Genomic DNA, 15,773 nt, shown 5'->3' with positions numbered 1-15,773 from the left:
TCACCCCCTCACTGCACCAGCTGGTTGATCTCGATGATCGGCATCAGCACCGCCATGACAATCAGCAGCACCACCGCGCCCATGATCACGATCATCAGCGGCTCGAGCAGCGCGGTCATGCCCATGGCGCGGCGCTCGATGTCCTTGGCCAGGCTGTCGGCGGCGCGGTCGAGCATCGGCGGCAGGTTGCCGGTCTTCTCGCCGCTGGCGATCAGGTGGATAAGCAGCGGCGGAAAGACCTTTTCCACCGCCAGCGCCGAGGCCAGCCCGGCACCCTCGCGCACCCGCGCGGCGGCCTCGCTGACACACTGGTCGAGGCGATCGTTGCCCAAGGTCTGGCGCGCCGCCTCCAGCGCACGCAGCAGCGGCACCCCGGCGCTGCCGAGGATCGCCAGCGTGGAGGCAAAGCGTGCCGTGTTCAGGCCCAGCACGAAACGGCCAAACAACGGCAGCCGCAGGATCCGGGCGTGCCAGGCCAGGCGCGCCGCCGGGGCGCGCAAGTAGACCCGCCAGGCCCAGACCGCCCCGGCCATCAGGGCGAAGCACAGCACGCCCCATTCGCGCACGAAGTCACTGGCCGCCAGCATCGCCAGGGTCAGCCCGGGCAGGTCCTGGCGTGCCTGGGTGAAGGCGCTGACCACCTGCGGCACCACGTAGCTGAGCAGGAAGATGACGATGCCCACCGACACCAGCCCGACCACGCCGGGGTAGATGAACGCGGTGAGTATCTTGCCGCGCAAGGTGTTGCGCTCCTCGATGTAGTCGGCCAGGCGCTCCATCACCTGGGCCAGGTCGCCGGACTCCTCGCCCGCCGCCACCAGTGCCCGGTAGATCTCGGGGAAGTCCCGCGGCCGCTGCGCCAGTGCGTCGGCCAGGCGCATGCCACTGCGCACATCGCCGCGCACCGCCCCCAACAACTGCGCCACATGCTTGCGCTCGGCCTGCTCCAGGGTCGCGCCCAGCGCCGCTTCCAGCGGCAGGCCGGCGGCCAGCAGGCTGGCCAGCTGACGCGTGGCCCAGGCCAGGTCGCCATCGCTCAGCCTGGCGCTGAACAGGCCCGCGCCCTGCCCGACAGCGGCCTGGGCCTCGACCTCCAGCGCGGTCAGCCCCAGGCCGCGCAGCTGCGCCATCGCGGCGCCCGGACTGTCGGCTTCGAGCAGCCCTTTGACGATATGCCCCTGGGCGTCGGCGGCTTCATAGCGATAACGGTTCATCAGGCATCCCGTGTCACGCGCAGGATCTCTTCCAGGCAGGTGCTGCCGCTGTCGACCCAACGCTGGCCGTCTTCACGCATGCTGCGCATGCCGTTGCCCCGGGCGGCGGCGCGCAGGGCCTGTTCATCGGCGCCCTGATGCACCAGGGCGCGTACGGTGTCGTCCACGCAAAACAGCTCGTGGATGCCGGTGCGCCCGCTGTAGCCACAGTGATTGCAATGCGCGCAGCCCACCGCCCGGTACTGCCCGGGCGCGGCTGGGTCGGGCTCGCGGCAGTGCGGGCACAGGCGCCGCACCAGGCGCTGGGCCAGCACGCCGAGCAGCGCCGAGGCCAGCAGGAACGGCTCGACGCCCATGTCGACCAGGCGGTTGACCGCCGACACAGCATCGTTGGTGTGCAGCGTGGCCAGCACCAGGTGCCCGGTCAGCGAGGCCTGCACGGCAATCTGCGCGGTCTCCAGGTCGCGGATCTCGCCGATCATGATCACGTCCGGGTCCTGGCGCAGAATGGCGCGCAGGGCCACGGCGAAGCTCATGTCGATGCGCGCGTTGACCTGGATCTGGCTGATCCCCGGCAGGTCGTATTCCACCGGGTCCTCGACGGTGAGGATGTTGCTGACACTGGCATCCAGCCGCGCCAACGCAGCGTACAGGCTGGTGGTCTTGCCCGAGCCGGTGGGGCCGGTGACCAGCACGATGCCATGGGGCTGGCGGATCAACTGGTCCAGCCGCGCCAGCACTGCGGCGTCCATGCCCAGCGCCTCCAGGCGCAGGCGCCCGGCCTGTTTGTCCAGCAGGCGCATCACCACGCGCTCGCCATGGCCGGTGGGTACGGTGGACACGCGGATATCGATGGGCCGCCCGGCCACGCGCAGGGCGATGCGGCCGTCCTGGGGCAGGCGCTTCTCGGCGATGTCCAACTGCGCCATGATCTTGATCCGCGACACCAGGGCGCCGTGCAACGCCTTGCGCGGCGAGACCACGTCGCGCAGTGTGCCGTCGACCCGGTAGCGCACCAGGCAGTGGCTCTCGAATGGCTCGATATGGATATCGCTGGCCTGGTCGCGGGCCGCCTGGGTGAGCAAGGCGTTGATCATGCGGATCACCGGCGCGTCGTCCTGGGCCTCGAGCAGGTCGGTGACTTCCGGGATGTCCTGCAGCAGGCGGTCGAGGTCCACTTCGTTCTCCGCCGCGCCCACCACCGCCGCAGCGCTGCCGGTATCGGCGTAGGCGCTGACCAGCAAGGCGTCCATGTTCGCATCGGTCACCGCTTCGACAGCCACCGGGCCAAAGCGCCGACGCACCTCTGCCAACGCCCAGCCCGGGCTCGAAGGGCAACACGAGAGTACCGCCCTCGCCTCGTCATCGACCTGCAGCACCACCCGCTGGGCCTTGGCCCAGGCATACGGCAGGCGGCTCAACGGGCCACCTCGTCCACCGGCACGGCACGGATCGAGGCCCGTGGTGCCTGAGATGACACCGGCCGCGCGCGGCCCTGGTCGGGCACGCCCTGCTCCACCGGCGGCAGCAGCGGCATGTCCATGTCCGGCAGCGCCCAGGAATGCTCGGGCTTGAGGTTGCCCTGGGTACGGCGGATGAAGTCGTAGCGGTTCAGGGTGATGCTGCGCCCGGCCGCGGCATCGCGCACGATGTACGGGCGCAGGAACACCATCAGGTTGGTCTTGGTGCTGGCCCGGCGCTCGCTGCGAAACAACGCGCCGACCCCCGGCAGCCCGGACAGCCACGGGATACCTTCGTTGCTCTGGGTGTAGCCGTCCTGGAGCAACCCGCCGAGGACCATGATCTGGCCATCGTCGAGCAGGATGCTGGTGTCGATGGCGCGCTTGTTGGTCACCGTGCCGGCGGCACTGGAGGCGCGCTGGTCGACGCTGCTGACCTCCTGGTAGACGTCGAGCTTGACCGTGCCGCCCTCGGAGATCTGTGGCCGCACGTTCAGGCGCAGGCCCACTTCCTCGCGCTGGATGGTCTGGAATGGGTTGTTGCTGTTGCCGCCGCCATCGGTGACGTACTGGCCGCTGACGAAGGGGATGGTCTGGCCGACGAAGATGCTCGCCGCCTCGTTGTCCAGGGTCAGCAGGTTGGGTGTCGACAGCACGTTGCTGCCACCCTTGCTGGTCAGCGCACGGGCCAGCACCTTGAGGTCGAGCACCTCGCCGATGCCGGGGATCTTCACCGTGCCATCGACCACGCCCACCGACAGCCCCTTCGGCAGTACGTCGATGCTGCTCGGCCCCTTGACCAGCCCGCTGCCACCGAGGTTGGCGCCGCCGAACACGCCATTCTTGCCAAGGTTGCCGGCTTGCCACTGGATGCCGAATTCATTGGCGTCGTCCTCGCCGACCTCGACGATAAGGCTTTCCACAACCACCTGGGCGCGGCGCTGGTCAAGCTGGTCGATGACCTCGCGCAGGCTGCGGTACAGCGGCTCGGGGGCGGAAATCAGCAGGGTGTTGGTGGTCTTGTCGGCCTGGATGGTCGCGCCGCCAGCGGAGAACGCGGTGCCTTGGTCGTTCTGCTGCGCGCTGGCGCCGTAGCCGTTCGGCGTGCTGCCGGCGCCCAGACCGTTGCCGCGGTTCTGGCTGCCAGTTGTGCTGTTGTTCTGCATGCCGGTGTTATTGCCGGTGCTGGCGCTGTTGCCGTTGCCACTGCCGCCGGTGAGCATGCCGCCACCGCTGAGCAGCGCGCGCGTGCCGTCGGCAGTGGCGCTGTCGCTCTCGCCGGTCAGCAGCCCGCGCAGGCTCTGCGCCAGCTTGTCGGCCTGGGCGTTGCGCAGGTACACCACGTGCAGGTTGCCGGCGCTGTTCTGCGCATTGTCGAGTTTGTAGACCAGGTCGCGGGCCAGCTGGGTACGTTCGGGACTGCCGGAACGGATCACCACGCTGTTCGAGCGCGGATCGCCCAGCACGCTGATCTTCTGGGTCGGGTCGCTGCCCTGGCTGTCGAGCAGCTCATTGACCATGCTGGCGATGTCGCTGGCGATACCGTTGTTGATCGCCACCACATCGGTGTCGATGGCGCTGGGGATGTCGACCCGATCGAGGATCTGCGCGACCCGCTCGAGGTTTTCGGCGTAATCGGTGACGACCAGGGTGTTGTTGCCCGGGTAGGCGTTGATCGGGTTGTCCGGCGAGACGATCGGGCGCAGCACCGGGATCAGGTTGACGGCATTTTCATACTGCAGACGGAAGGTCCGGGTGACCATGCCGTTGCCGGCGTCGCGGTCACCGCTCACCAGCGCGCCGCCGAGCAACTTGGCGTCGGCCTGGGGCACCACCTGGGCCACGCCGCCGACATCGACCACGCTGAAGCCCTGCATGCGCAGGGCCGACAGCAGCATGGAATAAGCCTTGGCGGCAGGCACCTCGCCTTCGGAAACCAGGGTCAGCTGGCCCTTGACCCGTGGATCGACCAGGAACTGGCGACCGGTGGCGCGGGACAGGCCGCGCACCACTGCCTGGATATCGGCATCGACGAAGTTCAGCTGTACCGGCTGGTCGCCCAGTGGATTGGCTGGCGCGGGTGCGGCCACGGCGCGGCTGTGGCGCTGGCCGACGCGAGGCGGTGCCTGGCGCTGCAGCGGGCGGCTCTGCGGTTCGCGGTGATCCAGGGTGCCCGCCGTGGCACCGGCTTCGGCCAGCGGGCGGCCCAGCTCGCTGCTGGCCAGGGGGCGTTGCACGCTCGGCGCGCTGGCACAGGCGCTGAGCGCCAGGGCCAGGAGCAAGGGCGCGAACGGCAATCGCGGTGAACGGAGGCACGTCATGAAGGGTCCTTAGCGCCATGCGCCTGAGTCATGCGAAGGGTTCCGGAAAAAGTCACCGGGCTGCCTGGGCCGCTGGTCGGGTCTCGGCGCAGCGCCAGCTGGCCAACACCAAGCCCGAGGCGCGGTGGTACTGCCTGCAGCCAGGCCATGGCCGCTTCCGCGGGGGCCCGCTGCCAGCCCAGGCGCCAGGTATCGCCCTCGCCGTCGAGCTGTGACTGCGCCAGCAGGCCAGCCTGCTCCAGGCTCTGGCGCAAAGCCTGGGTGGTATCCGCTGGCCGTTGTGCCAGGCGCTCGCCGAGCAAGGCATCGAGCGCCTGCGCCTGGCTGCGCAGCTTGGGTGTTTCGGCCTGCCAGTGGTCGATCCGGGCCAGGGCGGGAAGCAGCAGTACCTGCCAGCAGAACAGCGCGCCGAGCAAGCCGCCTGCCAGGGCGACCGCACGACGCTCCCTCGCGGCCAGGGCTTGCCAGCGTTGCCGGCCCTGCCCGCGCAGCAGGCCCAGGCGGGCCTTAATCGACATGGGCCAGCTCCTCACCGGATGGGTTGGCTGCCCTCAGGGTCCAGCCTTGCCCACTGGCCTGGCCCTCGATGCCGCGTGCGGCGAGGTCGGCCTGCCAGGCGCTGTCCGCCGGGGCCTTGCCACCATCGTCCAGGGGCGTGAGACGCAGCACGCCATCCTGATAGTCCAGTGCCTCGACATTACCCGCGAGGAACGGCATGACCTGTCCGGCGCCGTCGAGCAAGGCCGCCAGCCCCGAGCCGGCGCCGCCCTGCCCGCCCTGCAGTTGCTGACGCGCCTGCTGCAACGGGTTGAGAACCACCGGCAACTGCGGGAAGGCCATGCGCACCTGGGCGACCATGTAGGCGCGCAGCCGCTCGCCCTCGTCGGCCAGGTGCGCGGCATAGAGGTTCAAGCCCAGGCACCAGATCACTGCCGCCGCGCCCCAGATCGCCAAGGTGCGTCCCATCGCTGGCGATTTCACCGGCCCGGCAAGCCCGCCGGCCAAATCGACCGACGACGCTGTATCGTCCTGCCGGGCGAACAGCCCGGCCACGCGGATGCCATCGGCCTGCAGCCACGCCTGCAGACGCGCCATCTGCGCAAGGCCCAGCCAGGCCACGGCGACCTGCCCATCAGCCTGGCGCGGCCCGTGCGCCACATGGACCTGCCCGACATCGCCAAGCACCAGCCCCTGGACCGCGCAGCCCACCGCCGCGCTCAACCGCTTGCCCGTCAGCGGTGGCAAGGCCAGGGCCAGGGCCAGGCTGTCGTGCGCATGCAGGTGCAGGCGCCAGGGCGCGCCCTTGGCCTGGCGCTGCAACTGCGCGCGGGTGGCCTGGCCACCACGCTCGGCCTGGCGGTAATCCAGCAGCGAGGCATCCTCCAGCTCCGCCAACGGCGGCAGCTGCACGTCAACCAGCGTACTCATGCGCCCACCCGGCTCCAGATGACATCCGGCAACTGCCCCTCGCGCTGGCGCAGCAGCGCCTGCAGGGGTAGTTCACGGCTGCCCAGGCGCGCCTGGCCGCGCAGGCGGAACCAGTCGCTGTTGATCCCCACCCGCACATTGGCCATGGCCAGCTGCGGCATGCGCAAACGGTTGACGAAATCGCCCCGGTTGATGAACCAGCGCCCACTGTCGCGCTCGGCCACCAGCGCCATGGCCTGCTGCAGCGACAGCCCCGGCACCTGCGCGGCAAGCACTTCGGCGCTGGCGGTGTTGCCATTGATCCAGGTCAGCGCCGGCAGTACCGTGACGAATCGGCGCAGGCGTTGCAGGGCCTGGCCATCCATGCCCTTGAGCCGGGCCAGGGCATCGACGCTGCGCAGCATCGGGCGCCTGGCCGGCAACGGCTCGGCGGCAACGGCCGGCGAGGTCGCACGGCCGCCTTGCAGGCCTTGACCGGCACTGCTGGGGGATACCGGCGGGCGCCGTGGGTAGCTGTCGATCACCTGCCCGGCAATGGCCGTGGCCAGCCGCTCGCCGATGCCGATCAGCGCGCACAGGCGCTGGAAGGCCGCCAGTGCCTCGCTGTCCACCTGGCCATCGACTACCAGGTTGCGCAGGTTGAACTTGCCCTGCTCATCCTCCAGCTGCCCGTCAAAGCGCACGCTACCGGACGGCACATCGCGCATCGGTCGCGCCCAGGGCTGGCCACCACGTACCAGCGGATCGCGCAGGCGTTGTTCGAACAACACCCGACGGCTCAACTGCAGGCCGCCTTCCAGAGCCCATTGTCCCTGCAGCGCCATCTGGCGGTTCTCTATCTGCCGGGTCTGCAGCCCCTGGCGTTCGATCATGCCTGCGGCGATCACCGCCACCACCGCGGCAATCAACAGCGCACTGATCACGGCCATGCCTTCCTGGCGCGCCATGGCCGGTCACAACTGCCAGGAGCCGAGGTCGGCGTTCACCCCGTCGCCCCCGGCCTGGCCGTCGGCGCCCAGGGAAAACACATCGATCTCGCCGTTGGCGCCCGGATTCAGGTACTGGTAAGGGCGGCCCCAGGGGTCGTTGGGCAGGCGGTCGAGGTAGGCACGCCATTGGCCATCCTTGGCCTGTGCCGGCTTCTCCACCAACACCTTCAGGCCCTGGTTCTGGTTCGGGTAGGCGCCGTTGTCCAGGCGGTACAGCTTCAGTGCCTGCATCAACCCGCCGATGTCCTGGCGGGCCGCCGTGGCGCGCGCCTGGTCGGGGCGGTCGAGCACCTTGGGCACCACCATCGCCGCGAGAATCCCGAGGATCACCACCACCACCATGATCTCGATCAGGGTGAAGCCCTGCTGGCGCAAGCGGCGGGCGGGAAGGTTGCGGCGGGCGATCTGCATCTCGGCATTCCTTGCGTGAGTTCGAATCGGGGGCCGATTGTGGCAAGACGGTATGTCACGGATATTGAAAAAGCTCGGGAGTCGGCGTCGTCAAAGCGTCATCGGGCCGCTCTACAATGCTGCTTTGCCTTGCGCGAAAGGTGCCCTGTGCGTGCCACCGAGGATGGTTTCACCCTGATCGAAGTGCTGGTGGCGTTGACCATTGTGGCGGTGGCCATGGCCGCCGCCGTGCGCGCCAGCGGCTTGATGACCCAGGGGAACGGGCTGTTGCGCGACAAGGCGCTGGCCTTGCTCGCCGCCCAGGGACGCCTGGCCGAACTGCGCCTGGAAGGCAGCGCCAGGCCAGGCATCAGGCAGTTCGAATGCGACCAGGGCCGCCTGCGCTTGCGCTGCGAGCAGCGCGTGTCGCGCTCGCGGCAAGGGCTGCTGGAGGTGTCGCTGCAGGTGTTCGACCGCCAGCATGAAGGGCCGGCGCTGGCGCGGTTGCAGACGTTGCTCGGGGGCGCCGAGGCTGCGCCCTCCACGTAAGAAGCGGGCGTGCCCGCTCCCCCGTGGCGGGTACCAGCCCCTCAGAACGCGTAGCGGGTGGTCAGCATGAAGTTGCGTGGGTCACCGTAGTAACCGCCGTTGTAGAAGCCCAGGTTGTTAAAGTACTTCTTGTCGGTGAGGTTGTTGCCGTTGAGGGTCACCGACAACTGCTCGGTCACCTGGTACCGCGCCAGCGCATCCAGGGTCAGGTAGTTCGACTGGGTGTAGCGGATGGTCTCGCCCGCCGCCACCGGGCTGTCCAGGTCCTTCCAGATCTTGCTCTGCCAGTTGGCCGAGCCGCCCACGGTAAGCTTGTTCCACACCCCCGGCAGGCGGTAGGTGGTGGACAGGCGCAGCAGGTTCTCCGGCTCGATGGTGGAGATCTTGTCGCCCTCGCCATCGCGGGTGATACGGTGGGTGAAGCCACCCTGCACATGCCAGTCCGGGGTCAGCTCGCCCGCCACTTCCAGCTCGAAGCCACGGGTCTTGGCGCCCTGGATCGCCCGGTAGATGCCACGGTTGGTGGACGGGTCGGTGCGGTCGAGTTCAGCGAGGTTGTCCTGGCGTACCTCGAACAGCGCCAGGCTGGCGTTGAGACGCCCGTCGTAGAACTCGCCCTTCAGGCCCAGCTCATAGGCGTCGCCCTCCTCCGGCTCGATCATCTTGCCGTTGGCGTCCTGCTCGGTCTCGTGCGGCTTGAAGATGCTGGTGTAGCTGCCATACACCGACCAGCTGTCGTCCAGGTCATAGACCACGCCGGCATAGGGTACGACCACGCCGTTCTCTTCCAGGTCCTGGGTCTTGCTGCGCTGGCCGCTAGTGGTGTCCAGGCGGGTGCTGTCGAGCTGCCAGTTGGACAGGCGACCACCGAGGATCACCGACAGTTTGTCGGTGGGCTTGAAGCGGCCGGTCAGGTAGGCCGCGTCTTCCTGCACACGGGTATCGACCTTCGACAGCGGACGCCCCCAGTCGGGTTCGCTGAACTCGCCGCGCCACTGGTAGATGTTGGCGCCACCGAAAAGGAACGGCCAGTTGCTTTCATGGGCGCGCACGTCGCGGTGGGAAATACCCGCTACCAATTCGTGCTCACGCCCCAGCAACTGGAACGGGCCACTGGCGTACAGGTCGTAGGCGTTCTGGTCGGTCTGGTAGCGGTAGCGGCCCAGCCACACGCCCATGCCGGCTCCCGTGGCGGCATCGGGGTAGCCACTGGCAGCCGAACCCAGGCGCATCGGCGCATCGGTCTCGCTGCGAGTGGCCGAGGCCTTGAGCGTCCAGTCGTTGGCCAGGCGCTGCTCGAGGGTGACGAACAGGTTGTCGGCGGTGTTGTCCCAGGCACTCCACTTGGCCCCGGGGTTGAACGAGCGCGCCATGCCAAAGCGGTTGCCCTGGCTGTCCAGCAAAGGTGTCGACGGCCCCCAGGACGAACCTTCCGGGCGGTTGCTCTGGCGGCTCAGGCCGACGCTGAGCAAGGTGTCATCGCTGAGGTCGGCCTCGACGATGCCGTACATCACCTGTTTCTTCTCGGACAGGTTGTCCATGAACGACTGGCCGTCCTCGTAGGCCGTGACCAGGCGCCCGCGCACATTGCCGTCCGGTGTCAGCGCGCCGCCGATGTCGAACTCGCCACGGTAGGTGTCCCAACTGCCGGCGCCGAGCGATACATAGCCGGACAACTCGCGGGTCGGCCGCTTGCGCACCAGATTGACGGTCGCCGACGGGCTGCCGAAGCCACTGAGCAGGCCCGTGGCGCCACGCAGCACCTCGACCCGGTCGTAGATCACCAGGTCGGTCTGGTCGATGCCATTGCCGAAGCGGAAGGCCGCCGGGATGCCATCGACCTGGAAGTTGTCGATGTCGAAGCCACGGGCCTTGAAACTGGCGCGGTTGCTGTCGAGCTTGGTGACGGTGACGCCAGGCGTCTTGCCCAGCACATCGCTGATGCTGGTGAGGTTCTGGTCATCCATCTGCTGGCGGGTGATGACCGTGACCGACTGCGGCGTTTGCCGTGGCGACAAGGCCATGCGCGTGGCGGTGCGGCTGGCGCCGGTGGTGTAGGACCCGCTGCCTTCGGTGGTCTCGCCCAGCGCGGTATCGGTGATGGCGGTGGCGCCCAGCTCCAGGGTGCCCTTGCCGCTGGCGGTTTCGGCCCAGGCCGGGCCGGCCGGCGCGGCGAGGCTTGCCGCGAGGATGGCCAGTGCCAGCGGATGGCGCTGGCGGACGGTGGTGGCGTTCCCTGCCCTTTGAACCGTGTTCAGAGAGTGCTGTCGTTGCACGCTTGTCGACCCCTAGTTGTTGTGTCTGCTTGATGCAGGTGGGGCTAATCACTGGCGATTGTTGTGGTTGTGCGCCCGTTCTGCGACGGCTGCGGCGCATCCTAGGGTTTTTACGAATTTTTTACAATTGCGAATATTTCGCATTGATTGGATCCAGGCAAAGAAATGTAACAGCCTGCCATTCGGCAACCCCGGCGAACGCGACTAGGCTCAATGGCATGTGATGCCGGGCCCCTCTGACGGTTTGCGCCGCCATGTCGGAATCACTGTTGCCATGCAACGTCGACAATCAAGGAGGGGCTCATGACAGCTCTGCACACTTTTCTTTTCACGCCTTTTCTCGGTACCAGCGCCTGGTTGTGGCTGGTCTTCATCACCATCGTCATCGCCTTGCTGGTCCTCGACCTCGGTGTGCTGCACCGCCAGGACCGCGAGATCGAGATGCGCGAAAGCCTGCTGCTGTATTCGGGCTACTTCAGCGTCGGCGTGCTGTTCGGCGTATGGGTCTGGTATGAACTCGGGGCGCAGCCGGCGCTGGAGTTCTACACCGGTTTCCTGGTCGAGCAATCGTTGTCGATGGACAACGTGTTCGTCATGGCGATGATCTTCAGCTTCTTCGCCATCCCCCGCCGCTATCAGCACCGCGTGCTGTTCTGGGGCATCCTCGGGGTGGTGGTGCTCCGGGCGATCATGATCGGCGTGGGCGCCGCGCTGGTACAGCACTTCGCCTGGGTCCTGTATATCTTCGGCGCCTTCCTGCTGTTCACCGGAGTGAAGATGGCGCTGTCCAAGGATGATGCCCACCCGGACCTGGCCAACAACCCGGTGCTGCGCTTCGTGCGCCGGCACATGCGGGTGACCGACCAGCTGCATGGCCGGCACTTCTTCGTCCATCTCACGCCGCCGGGAACGGACCGCGCCATCCGCTATGCCACACCGCTGTTCCTGGCCCTGGTGCTGATCGAGCTGGCCGACCTGGTGTTCGCCGTCGACAGCGTGCCGGCGATCTTCGCCATCACCCAGGACCCGTTCATCGTCTACACCTCGAACATCTTCGCCATCCTCGGCTTGCGCTCGCTGTACTTCGCCCTGGCGGCACTGATGCACCGCTTCGTCTACCTCAAGTACGCCCTGGCGTTGGTGCTGATCTTCATCGGCTGCAAGATCTTCTGGCACGGGCTGGTGGGCAAGGTGCCGGCCGGCATTTCGCTGGGGGTCACGTTCGGGCTGTTGCTCGGCGGCGTGCTGCTGTCGTTGCTGCGCACACGCAATCAGCAGCAACCGGCCGAACAACAACCAGCACAGGACGAACCACTGCCCACAGAAAACAAGCCGACCGCCATTGCCGCCGACAACATTGCCGAGAAGAAAGGCCCGCACCTGCGGGTCTGATCAGGGCACGAGCCCCTCGACGATGATCACCTGCGCCATCGCCGCCCCCTGGCGATGGCGGCAGGCCTCCTGGTACAGGTCCGAGCGATAGCAGGCCACGGCCTGCTCATAGGAATCGAACTCGATCACCACGCTGCGCTGCGGCGTCGCCCGCCCCTCCAGCGCTTCGCTGCGCCCGCCCCGGGCCAGGAAGCGCCCGCCAAAGGCGACGAACGCCGCCGGGGCGCGCTGGGTGTATTGCAGGTATTGCTCGGGGTCGGTGACGTCCACATGGGCGATCCAGTAGGCCTTCATTCGTCGCGCTCCGGTTGCATGGTCATTATCGTATTATGGTATACCATAAAACTTTCCTGACCAGTATGAGCGTGCAACATGGCCTTCAACAACATCGAAGAACTCCTCGACGACTACCGCCAGGGCCGGATGGTCCTGCTGGTGGACGACGAGGACCGGGAAAACGAAGGTGACCTGCTGATCGCCGCCGAGCGCTGCGACGCCCAGGCCATCAACTTCATGGCCCGCGAGGCGCGTGGCCTGATCTGCCTGACCCTCACCGACGAGCACTGCCAGCGCCTGGGCCTGGAGCAGATGGTGCCAAGCAACGCCAGCATGTTCGGTACCGCTTTCACCGTCTCGATCGAAGCCGCCAGCGGTGTGACCACCGGCATTTCCGCCGCCGACCGGGCACGCACGGTGGCCGCGGCCATGGCCGCCGACGCCCGCCCCGAAGACCTGGTACAGCCCGGCCACATATTCCCCTTGCGTGCCCGCGAAGGCGGCGTGCTGACCCGCGCCGGGCACACCGAGGCCGGTTGCGACCTGGCCCGCCTGGCAGGCTTCAGCCCGGCATCGGTGATCGTCGAGGTGCTCAATGACGACGGAAGCATGGCCCGCCGGCCCGACCTGGAAGTGTTCGCCGCCCGGCATGGCATCAAGATCGGCACCATCGCCGACCTGATCCACTACCGGCTGAGCACCGAGCAGACCATCAAGCGCATCGGTGAACGCGCATTGCCCACGGTGCACGGCAACTTCCGCCTGGTGACCTACGAAGACCGCATCGAAGGCGGCGTGCACATGGCCATGGTCATGGGCGAGATCCGCCGCGAGCAGCCCACCCTGGTGCGCGTGCATGTGATCGACCCGCTGCGCGACCTGGTTGGCGCCGAGTACGCAGGCCCGGCCAACTGGACGCTGTGGGCGGCGCTGCAGAAGGTCGCCGAGGAAGGTGCCGGGGTGGTGGTGATCCTGGCCAACCATGAATCCTCCCAGGCCCTGCTCGAACGCGTGCCGCAACTGACTCAGCCGGCCCGGCCCTACCAGCGTGGCCAGTCGAAGGTCTACTCGGAGGTCGGCACCGGCGCGCAGATTCTCCAGGACCTGGGCGTGGGCAAGCTGCGCCACCTGGGGCCGCCACTCAAGTACGCCGGGCTGGCCGGGTACGAGCTGGAGGTGGTGCAGAGCATTCCGTTCGAGGGCAATTGATTTCACGGGGCTGCAAGCACTGCCTGTCAGCGGGCTCCCACAGGGACCTCGCAATTCCTGAGACCCGCAGCGTATCTGTGGGAGCCGGCTTGCCGGCGATGGGCCGCAAAGCGGCCCTGTCGCCACGCGGAGTGATGGCCGGTCAGCGCCGACCTCTTGCGAAAAGTTTGGAATACCATAATATGACATTCCGTAGACCTTGATTCTGCCGGCCGTACCTACACTGACATGACGGCCACGCTCCACCCGTTTGACGCTGCTCCCCGAACATGATTGGCGGGCGACAGAAGCCCGCCTCGAATAACAAAAGCAACGAGGGCGTAACCATGCTGTTGAGCAAACGAGTAACCGCAGTGCTGTCCGCCAGCCTGCTGACCCTGGCTTGCCAGGCCACCCAGGCGGCCGACAGCCTGAACTTCGTCAGCTGGGGCGGGACCACCCAGGATGCGCAGAAGGCCGCATGGGCCGAACCCTTCAGCAAGGCGTCCGGCATCAAGGTGGTGCAGGACGGCCCCACCGACTACGGCAAGCTCAAGGCCATGGTCGAAAGCGGCAACGTGCAGTGGGACGTGGTCGATGTCGAAGCCGACTTCGCCCTGCGCGCCGCCAGCGAAGGCCTGCTCGAACCCCTCGATTTCAAGCAGATCCAGCGCGACAAGATCGACCCCCGCTTCGTCTCCGACCATGGCGTCGGCTCGTTCTTCTTCTCCTTCGTGCTCGGCTACAACGAGGGCAAGCTCGGCGCCAACAAACCGGTGGATTGGTCCGCCCTGTTCGACACCAAGACCTACCCCGGCAAGCGCGCCCTGTACAAGTGGCCCAGCCCCGGCGTGCTCGAACTGGCCCTGCTGGCCGACGGCGTGGCGCCAGACAAGCTCTACCCGCTGGACCTGGACCGCGCCTTCAAGAAGCTCGACACCATCAAGAAAGACATCGTCTGGTGGGGCGGCGGCGCCCAGTCGCAGCAACTGCTGGCCTCGGGTGAAGCCTCGCTCGGACAGTTCTGGAACGGCCGCGTGTATGCCTTGCAGCAGGACGGCGCGCCGGTCGGCGTGAGCTGGAAGCAGAACCTGGTCATGGCCGATTTCCTGGTCATCCCCAAAGGCGCGAAGAACAAGGACGCAGCCATGAAGTTCCTGGCCAACGCCAGCAGCGCCGAAGGCCAGGCCGAGTTCGCCAACAAGACCGCCTACGCCCCGGTCAACGTCGACAGCGTGGCCAAGCTCGACAAAGACCTGGCGCCGAACCTGCCGACTGCCTACGCCCAGGACCAGGTGACCCTGGACTTCGCCTACTGGGCGAAGAACGGCCAGGCCATCGCCGCCCGCTGGAATGAGTGGCTGGTCAAATGAAAGTCGCCATCAATGCCCTGCACAACGCGCAAGGTGCCCCCAGCGGCACCGGCGCGCCCGGGGCGGCCGAGCGTCGCCCGCCCATCAGCCAACGCTGGCGCGGCAGCCGCAACCTGCTGCCGGCGCTGCTGTTCCTTGGCCTGTTCTTCTTCGCCCCGCTAGTCGGCCTGCTGCTGCGCGGGGTGCTGGAGCCCGAGCCGGGCCTTGGCAACTATGCGCAGCTGTTCGCCAACTCGGCCTATGCCCGGGTGCTGTTCAACACCTTCTCGGTGGCCGGCCTGGTCACCCTGATCAGCGTGCTGCTGGGCTTCCCGCTGGCCTGGGCGATCACCCTGGTGCCCAAGGGCTGGGGCCGCTGGCTGCTGAACATCGTGCTGCTGTCGATGTGGACCAGCCTGCTGGCGCGCACCTACTCGTGGCTGGTGCTGCTGCAGAGCTCGGGGGTGATCAACAAGGTGTTGATGGCACTGGGTATCATCGATGCGCCGCTGGAGATGGTGCACAACCTCACTGGCGTGGTGATCGGCATGAGCTACATCATGATCCCGTTCATCGTCCTGCCGTTGCAGGCGACCATGCACGCCATCGACCCGATGGTGCTGCAGGCAGGCTCGATCTGCGGCGCCAGCCCCTGGACCAACTTCTGGAAGGTGTTCCTGCCGCTGTGCCGCTCGGGGCTGTTCTCCGGCGCGCTGATGGTGTTCGTGATGTCGCTCGGTTACTACGTCACCCCGGCCCTGCTCGGCGGCGCGCAGAACATGATGCTGCCCGAGTTCATCATCCAGCAGGTGCAGTCGTTCCTCAACTGGGGCCTGGCCAGCGCCGCCGCCGCGCTGCTGGTGGTGATCACCCTGGTGCTCTTCTACCTGTACCTGAAGCTGCAGCCGGAGTCCCCGGTCGGCAACGCGAGGTAAACC

14 protein-coding genes are annotated in these 15,773 nt (G+C 67.4%); 5 read left to right on the top strand and 9 right to left on the bottom strand.

From position 1 onward, the window contains the following. Positions 1–8 precede the first annotated feature (8 nt). The 7 genes from gspF to gspG are packed head-to-tail and all read right to left on the bottom strand — an operon-like array spanning position 9 to position 7,823. Positions 9–1,214, bottom strand: coding sequence for a type II secretion system inner membrane protein GspF (gene gspF / locus ACQ4OD_RS15370; RefSeq protein WP_430944533.1), 1,206 nt, complete (start codon positions 1,212–1,214; stop codon positions 9–11). Continuing rightward, positions 1,214–2,635, bottom strand: coding sequence for a type II secretion system ATPase GspE (gene gspE, locus ACQ4OD_RS15365; RefSeq protein ID WP_430944532.1), 1,422 nt, complete (start codon positions 2,633–2,635; stop codon positions 1,214–1,216). The genes gspF and gspE overlap by 1 nt, the downstream gene beginning before the upstream one ends. Then, positions 2,632–4,995 (bottom strand): type II secretion system secretin GspD, encoded by a 2,364-nt coding sequence (gene gspD / locus ACQ4OD_RS15360; protein WP_139670184.1) that lies wholly within the window; start codon positions 4,993–4,995, stop codon positions 2,632–2,634. Before gspD ends, gspE begins: the two co-directional genes overlap by 4 nt. Continuing rightward, positions 4,992–5,513 carry a type II secretion system protein GspM gene (gene gspM, locus ACQ4OD_RS15355; RefSeq protein ID WP_139670182.1) on the bottom strand — a complete coding sequence of 174 codons (522 nt, stop codon included), beginning with the start codon at positions 5,511–5,513 and terminating at the stop codon, positions 4,992–4,994. The genes gspD and gspM overlap by 4 nt, the downstream gene beginning before the upstream one ends. After that, on the bottom strand, positions 5,503–6,423 hold the full coding sequence (gspL, locus tag ACQ4OD_RS15350) for a type II secretion system protein GspL (protein ID WP_258598213.1): 921 nt from the start codon (positions 6,421–6,423) through the stop codon (positions 5,503–5,505). The genes gspM and gspL overlap by 11 nt, the downstream gene beginning before the upstream one ends. Continuing rightward, positions 6,420–7,370 (bottom strand): type II secretion system minor pseudopilin GspK, encoded by a 951-nt coding sequence (gene gspK, locus ACQ4OD_RS15345; RefSeq protein WP_258598215.1) that lies wholly within the window; start codon positions 7,368–7,370, stop codon positions 6,420–6,422. Before gspK ends, gspL begins: the two co-directional genes overlap by 4 nt. Positions 7,371–7,376: 6 nt before the next feature. Continuing rightward, on the bottom strand, positions 7,377–7,823 hold the full coding sequence (gene gspG, locus ACQ4OD_RS15340; RefSeq protein WP_038705895.1) for a type II secretion system major pseudopilin GspG: 447 nt from the start codon (positions 7,821–7,823) through the stop codon (positions 7,377–7,379). 147 nt (positions 7,824–7,970) lie between these two features. Between gspG and gspI the strand changes: the two genes are divergently transcribed. Next, positions 7,971–8,351, top strand: coding sequence for a type II secretion system minor pseudopilin GspI (gene gspI / locus ACQ4OD_RS15335; protein ID WP_198755243.1), 381 nt, complete (start codon positions 7,971–7,973; stop codon positions 8,349–8,351). 41 nt (positions 8,352–8,392) lie between these two features. Here the strand turns inward: gspI and ACQ4OD_RS15330 are convergent, their stop codons facing one another. Beyond that, the gene (locus ACQ4OD_RS15330; RefSeq protein ID WP_430944531.1) at positions 8,393–10,627 is read right to left on the bottom strand and encodes a TonB-dependent siderophore receptor; all 2,235 of its coding nucleotides are present in this window, start codon (positions 10,625–10,627) and stop codon (positions 8,393–8,395) included. A 303-nt stretch (positions 10,628–10,930) separates the two neighbouring features. Here ACQ4OD_RS15330 and ACQ4OD_RS15325 point away from each other — a divergent pair, with 303 nt between their 5' ends. Further along, complete coding sequence (locus ACQ4OD_RS15325; protein WP_232968116.1) at positions 10,931–12,019, top strand: TerC family protein; 1,089 nt, start codon at positions 10,931–10,933, stop codon at positions 12,017–12,019. Here the strand turns inward: ACQ4OD_RS15325 and ACQ4OD_RS15320 are convergent, their stop codons facing one another. Further along, positions 12,020–12,313 carry a DUF1330 domain-containing protein gene (locus ACQ4OD_RS15320; protein WP_139670174.1) on the bottom strand — a complete coding sequence of 98 codons (294 nt, stop codon included), beginning with the start codon at positions 12,311–12,313 and terminating at the stop codon, positions 12,020–12,022. It lies immediately after the preceding gene. Between the two features lie 78 nt (positions 12,314–12,391). Between ACQ4OD_RS15320 and ribBA the strand changes: the two genes are divergently transcribed. The 3 genes from ribBA to ACQ4OD_RS15305 all read left to right on the top strand — a co-directional run bounded on the left by ribBA (position 12,392) and on the right by ACQ4OD_RS15305 (position 15,770). Then, positions 12,392–13,504 carry a bifunctional 3,4-dihydroxy-2-butanone-4-phosphate synthase/GTP cyclohydrolase II gene (ribBA, locus tag ACQ4OD_RS15315; protein ID WP_430944530.1) on the top strand — a complete coding sequence of 371 codons (1,113 nt, stop codon included), beginning with the start codon at positions 12,392–12,394 and terminating at the stop codon, positions 13,502–13,504. 326 nt (positions 13,505–13,830) lie between these two features. After that, positions 13,831–14,856: an ABC transporter substrate-binding protein gene (locus tag ACQ4OD_RS15310; protein WP_094011077.1), complete on the top strand. Its 1,026-nt coding sequence runs from the start codon at positions 13,831–13,833 to the stop codon at positions 14,854–14,856. Continuing rightward, on the top strand, positions 14,853–15,770 hold the full coding sequence (locus ACQ4OD_RS15305) for an ABC transporter permease (RefSeq protein WP_111532250.1): 918 nt from the start codon (positions 14,853–14,855) through the stop codon (positions 15,768–15,770). The genes ACQ4OD_RS15310 and ACQ4OD_RS15305 overlap by 4 nt, the downstream gene beginning before the upstream one ends. Positions 15,771–15,773: the final 3 nt, after the last annotated feature.

Origin of the sequence: Pseudomonas sp. WC1 (assembly GCF_050586565.1) — a bacterium.
GTDB lineage: Bacteria > Pseudomonadota > Gammaproteobacteria > Pseudomonadales > Pseudomonadaceae > Aquipseudomonas.
Note: the sequence above shows the minus strand (reverse complement) of the source record. Positions and strands in the feature narration are given on the sequence as shown.

Coding starts and splice junctions, on each gene's coding strand:
- ACQ4OD_RS15325 (WP_232968116.1), top strand. CDS start 10,931: ATGACAGCTCTGCACACTTTTCTTTTCACGCCTTTTCTCGGTACCAGC.
- gspK (WP_258598215.1), bottom strand. CDS start 7,370: ATGGCGCGCCAGGAAGGCATGGCCGTGATCAGTGCGCTGTTGATTGCC.
- gspD (WP_139670184.1), bottom strand. CDS start 4,995: ATGACGTGCCTCCGTTCACCGCGATTGCCGTTCGCGCCCTTGCTCCTG.
- ACQ4OD_RS15310 (WP_094011077.1), top strand. CDS start 13,831: ATGCTGTTGAGCAAACGAGTAACCGCAGTGCTGTCCGCCAGCCTGCTG.
- gspL (WP_258598213.1), bottom strand. CDS start 6,423: ATGAGTACGCTGGTTGACGTGCAGCTGCCGCCGTTGGCGGAGCTGGAG.
- ACQ4OD_RS15320 (WP_139670174.1), bottom strand. CDS start 12,313: ATGAAGGCCTACTGGATCGCCCATGTGGACGTCACCGACCCCGAGCAA.
- ACQ4OD_RS15305 (WP_111532250.1), top strand. CDS start 14,853: ATGAAAGTCGCCATCAATGCCCTGCACAACGCGCAAGGTGCCCCCAGC.
- gspM (WP_139670182.1), bottom strand. CDS start 5,513: ATGTCGATTAAGGCCCGCCTGGGCCTGCTGCGCGGGCAGGGCCGGCAA.
- gspF (WP_430944533.1), bottom strand. CDS start 1,214: ATGAACCGTTATCGCTATGAAGCCGCCGACGCCCAGGGGCATATCGTC.
- gspG (WP_038705895.1), bottom strand. CDS start 7,823: ATGCAGATCGCCCGCCGCAACCTTCCCGCCCGCCGCTTGCGCCAGCAG.
- ribBA (WP_430944530.1), top strand. CDS start 12,392: ATGGCCTTCAACAACATCGAAGAACTCCTCGACGACTACCGCCAGGGC.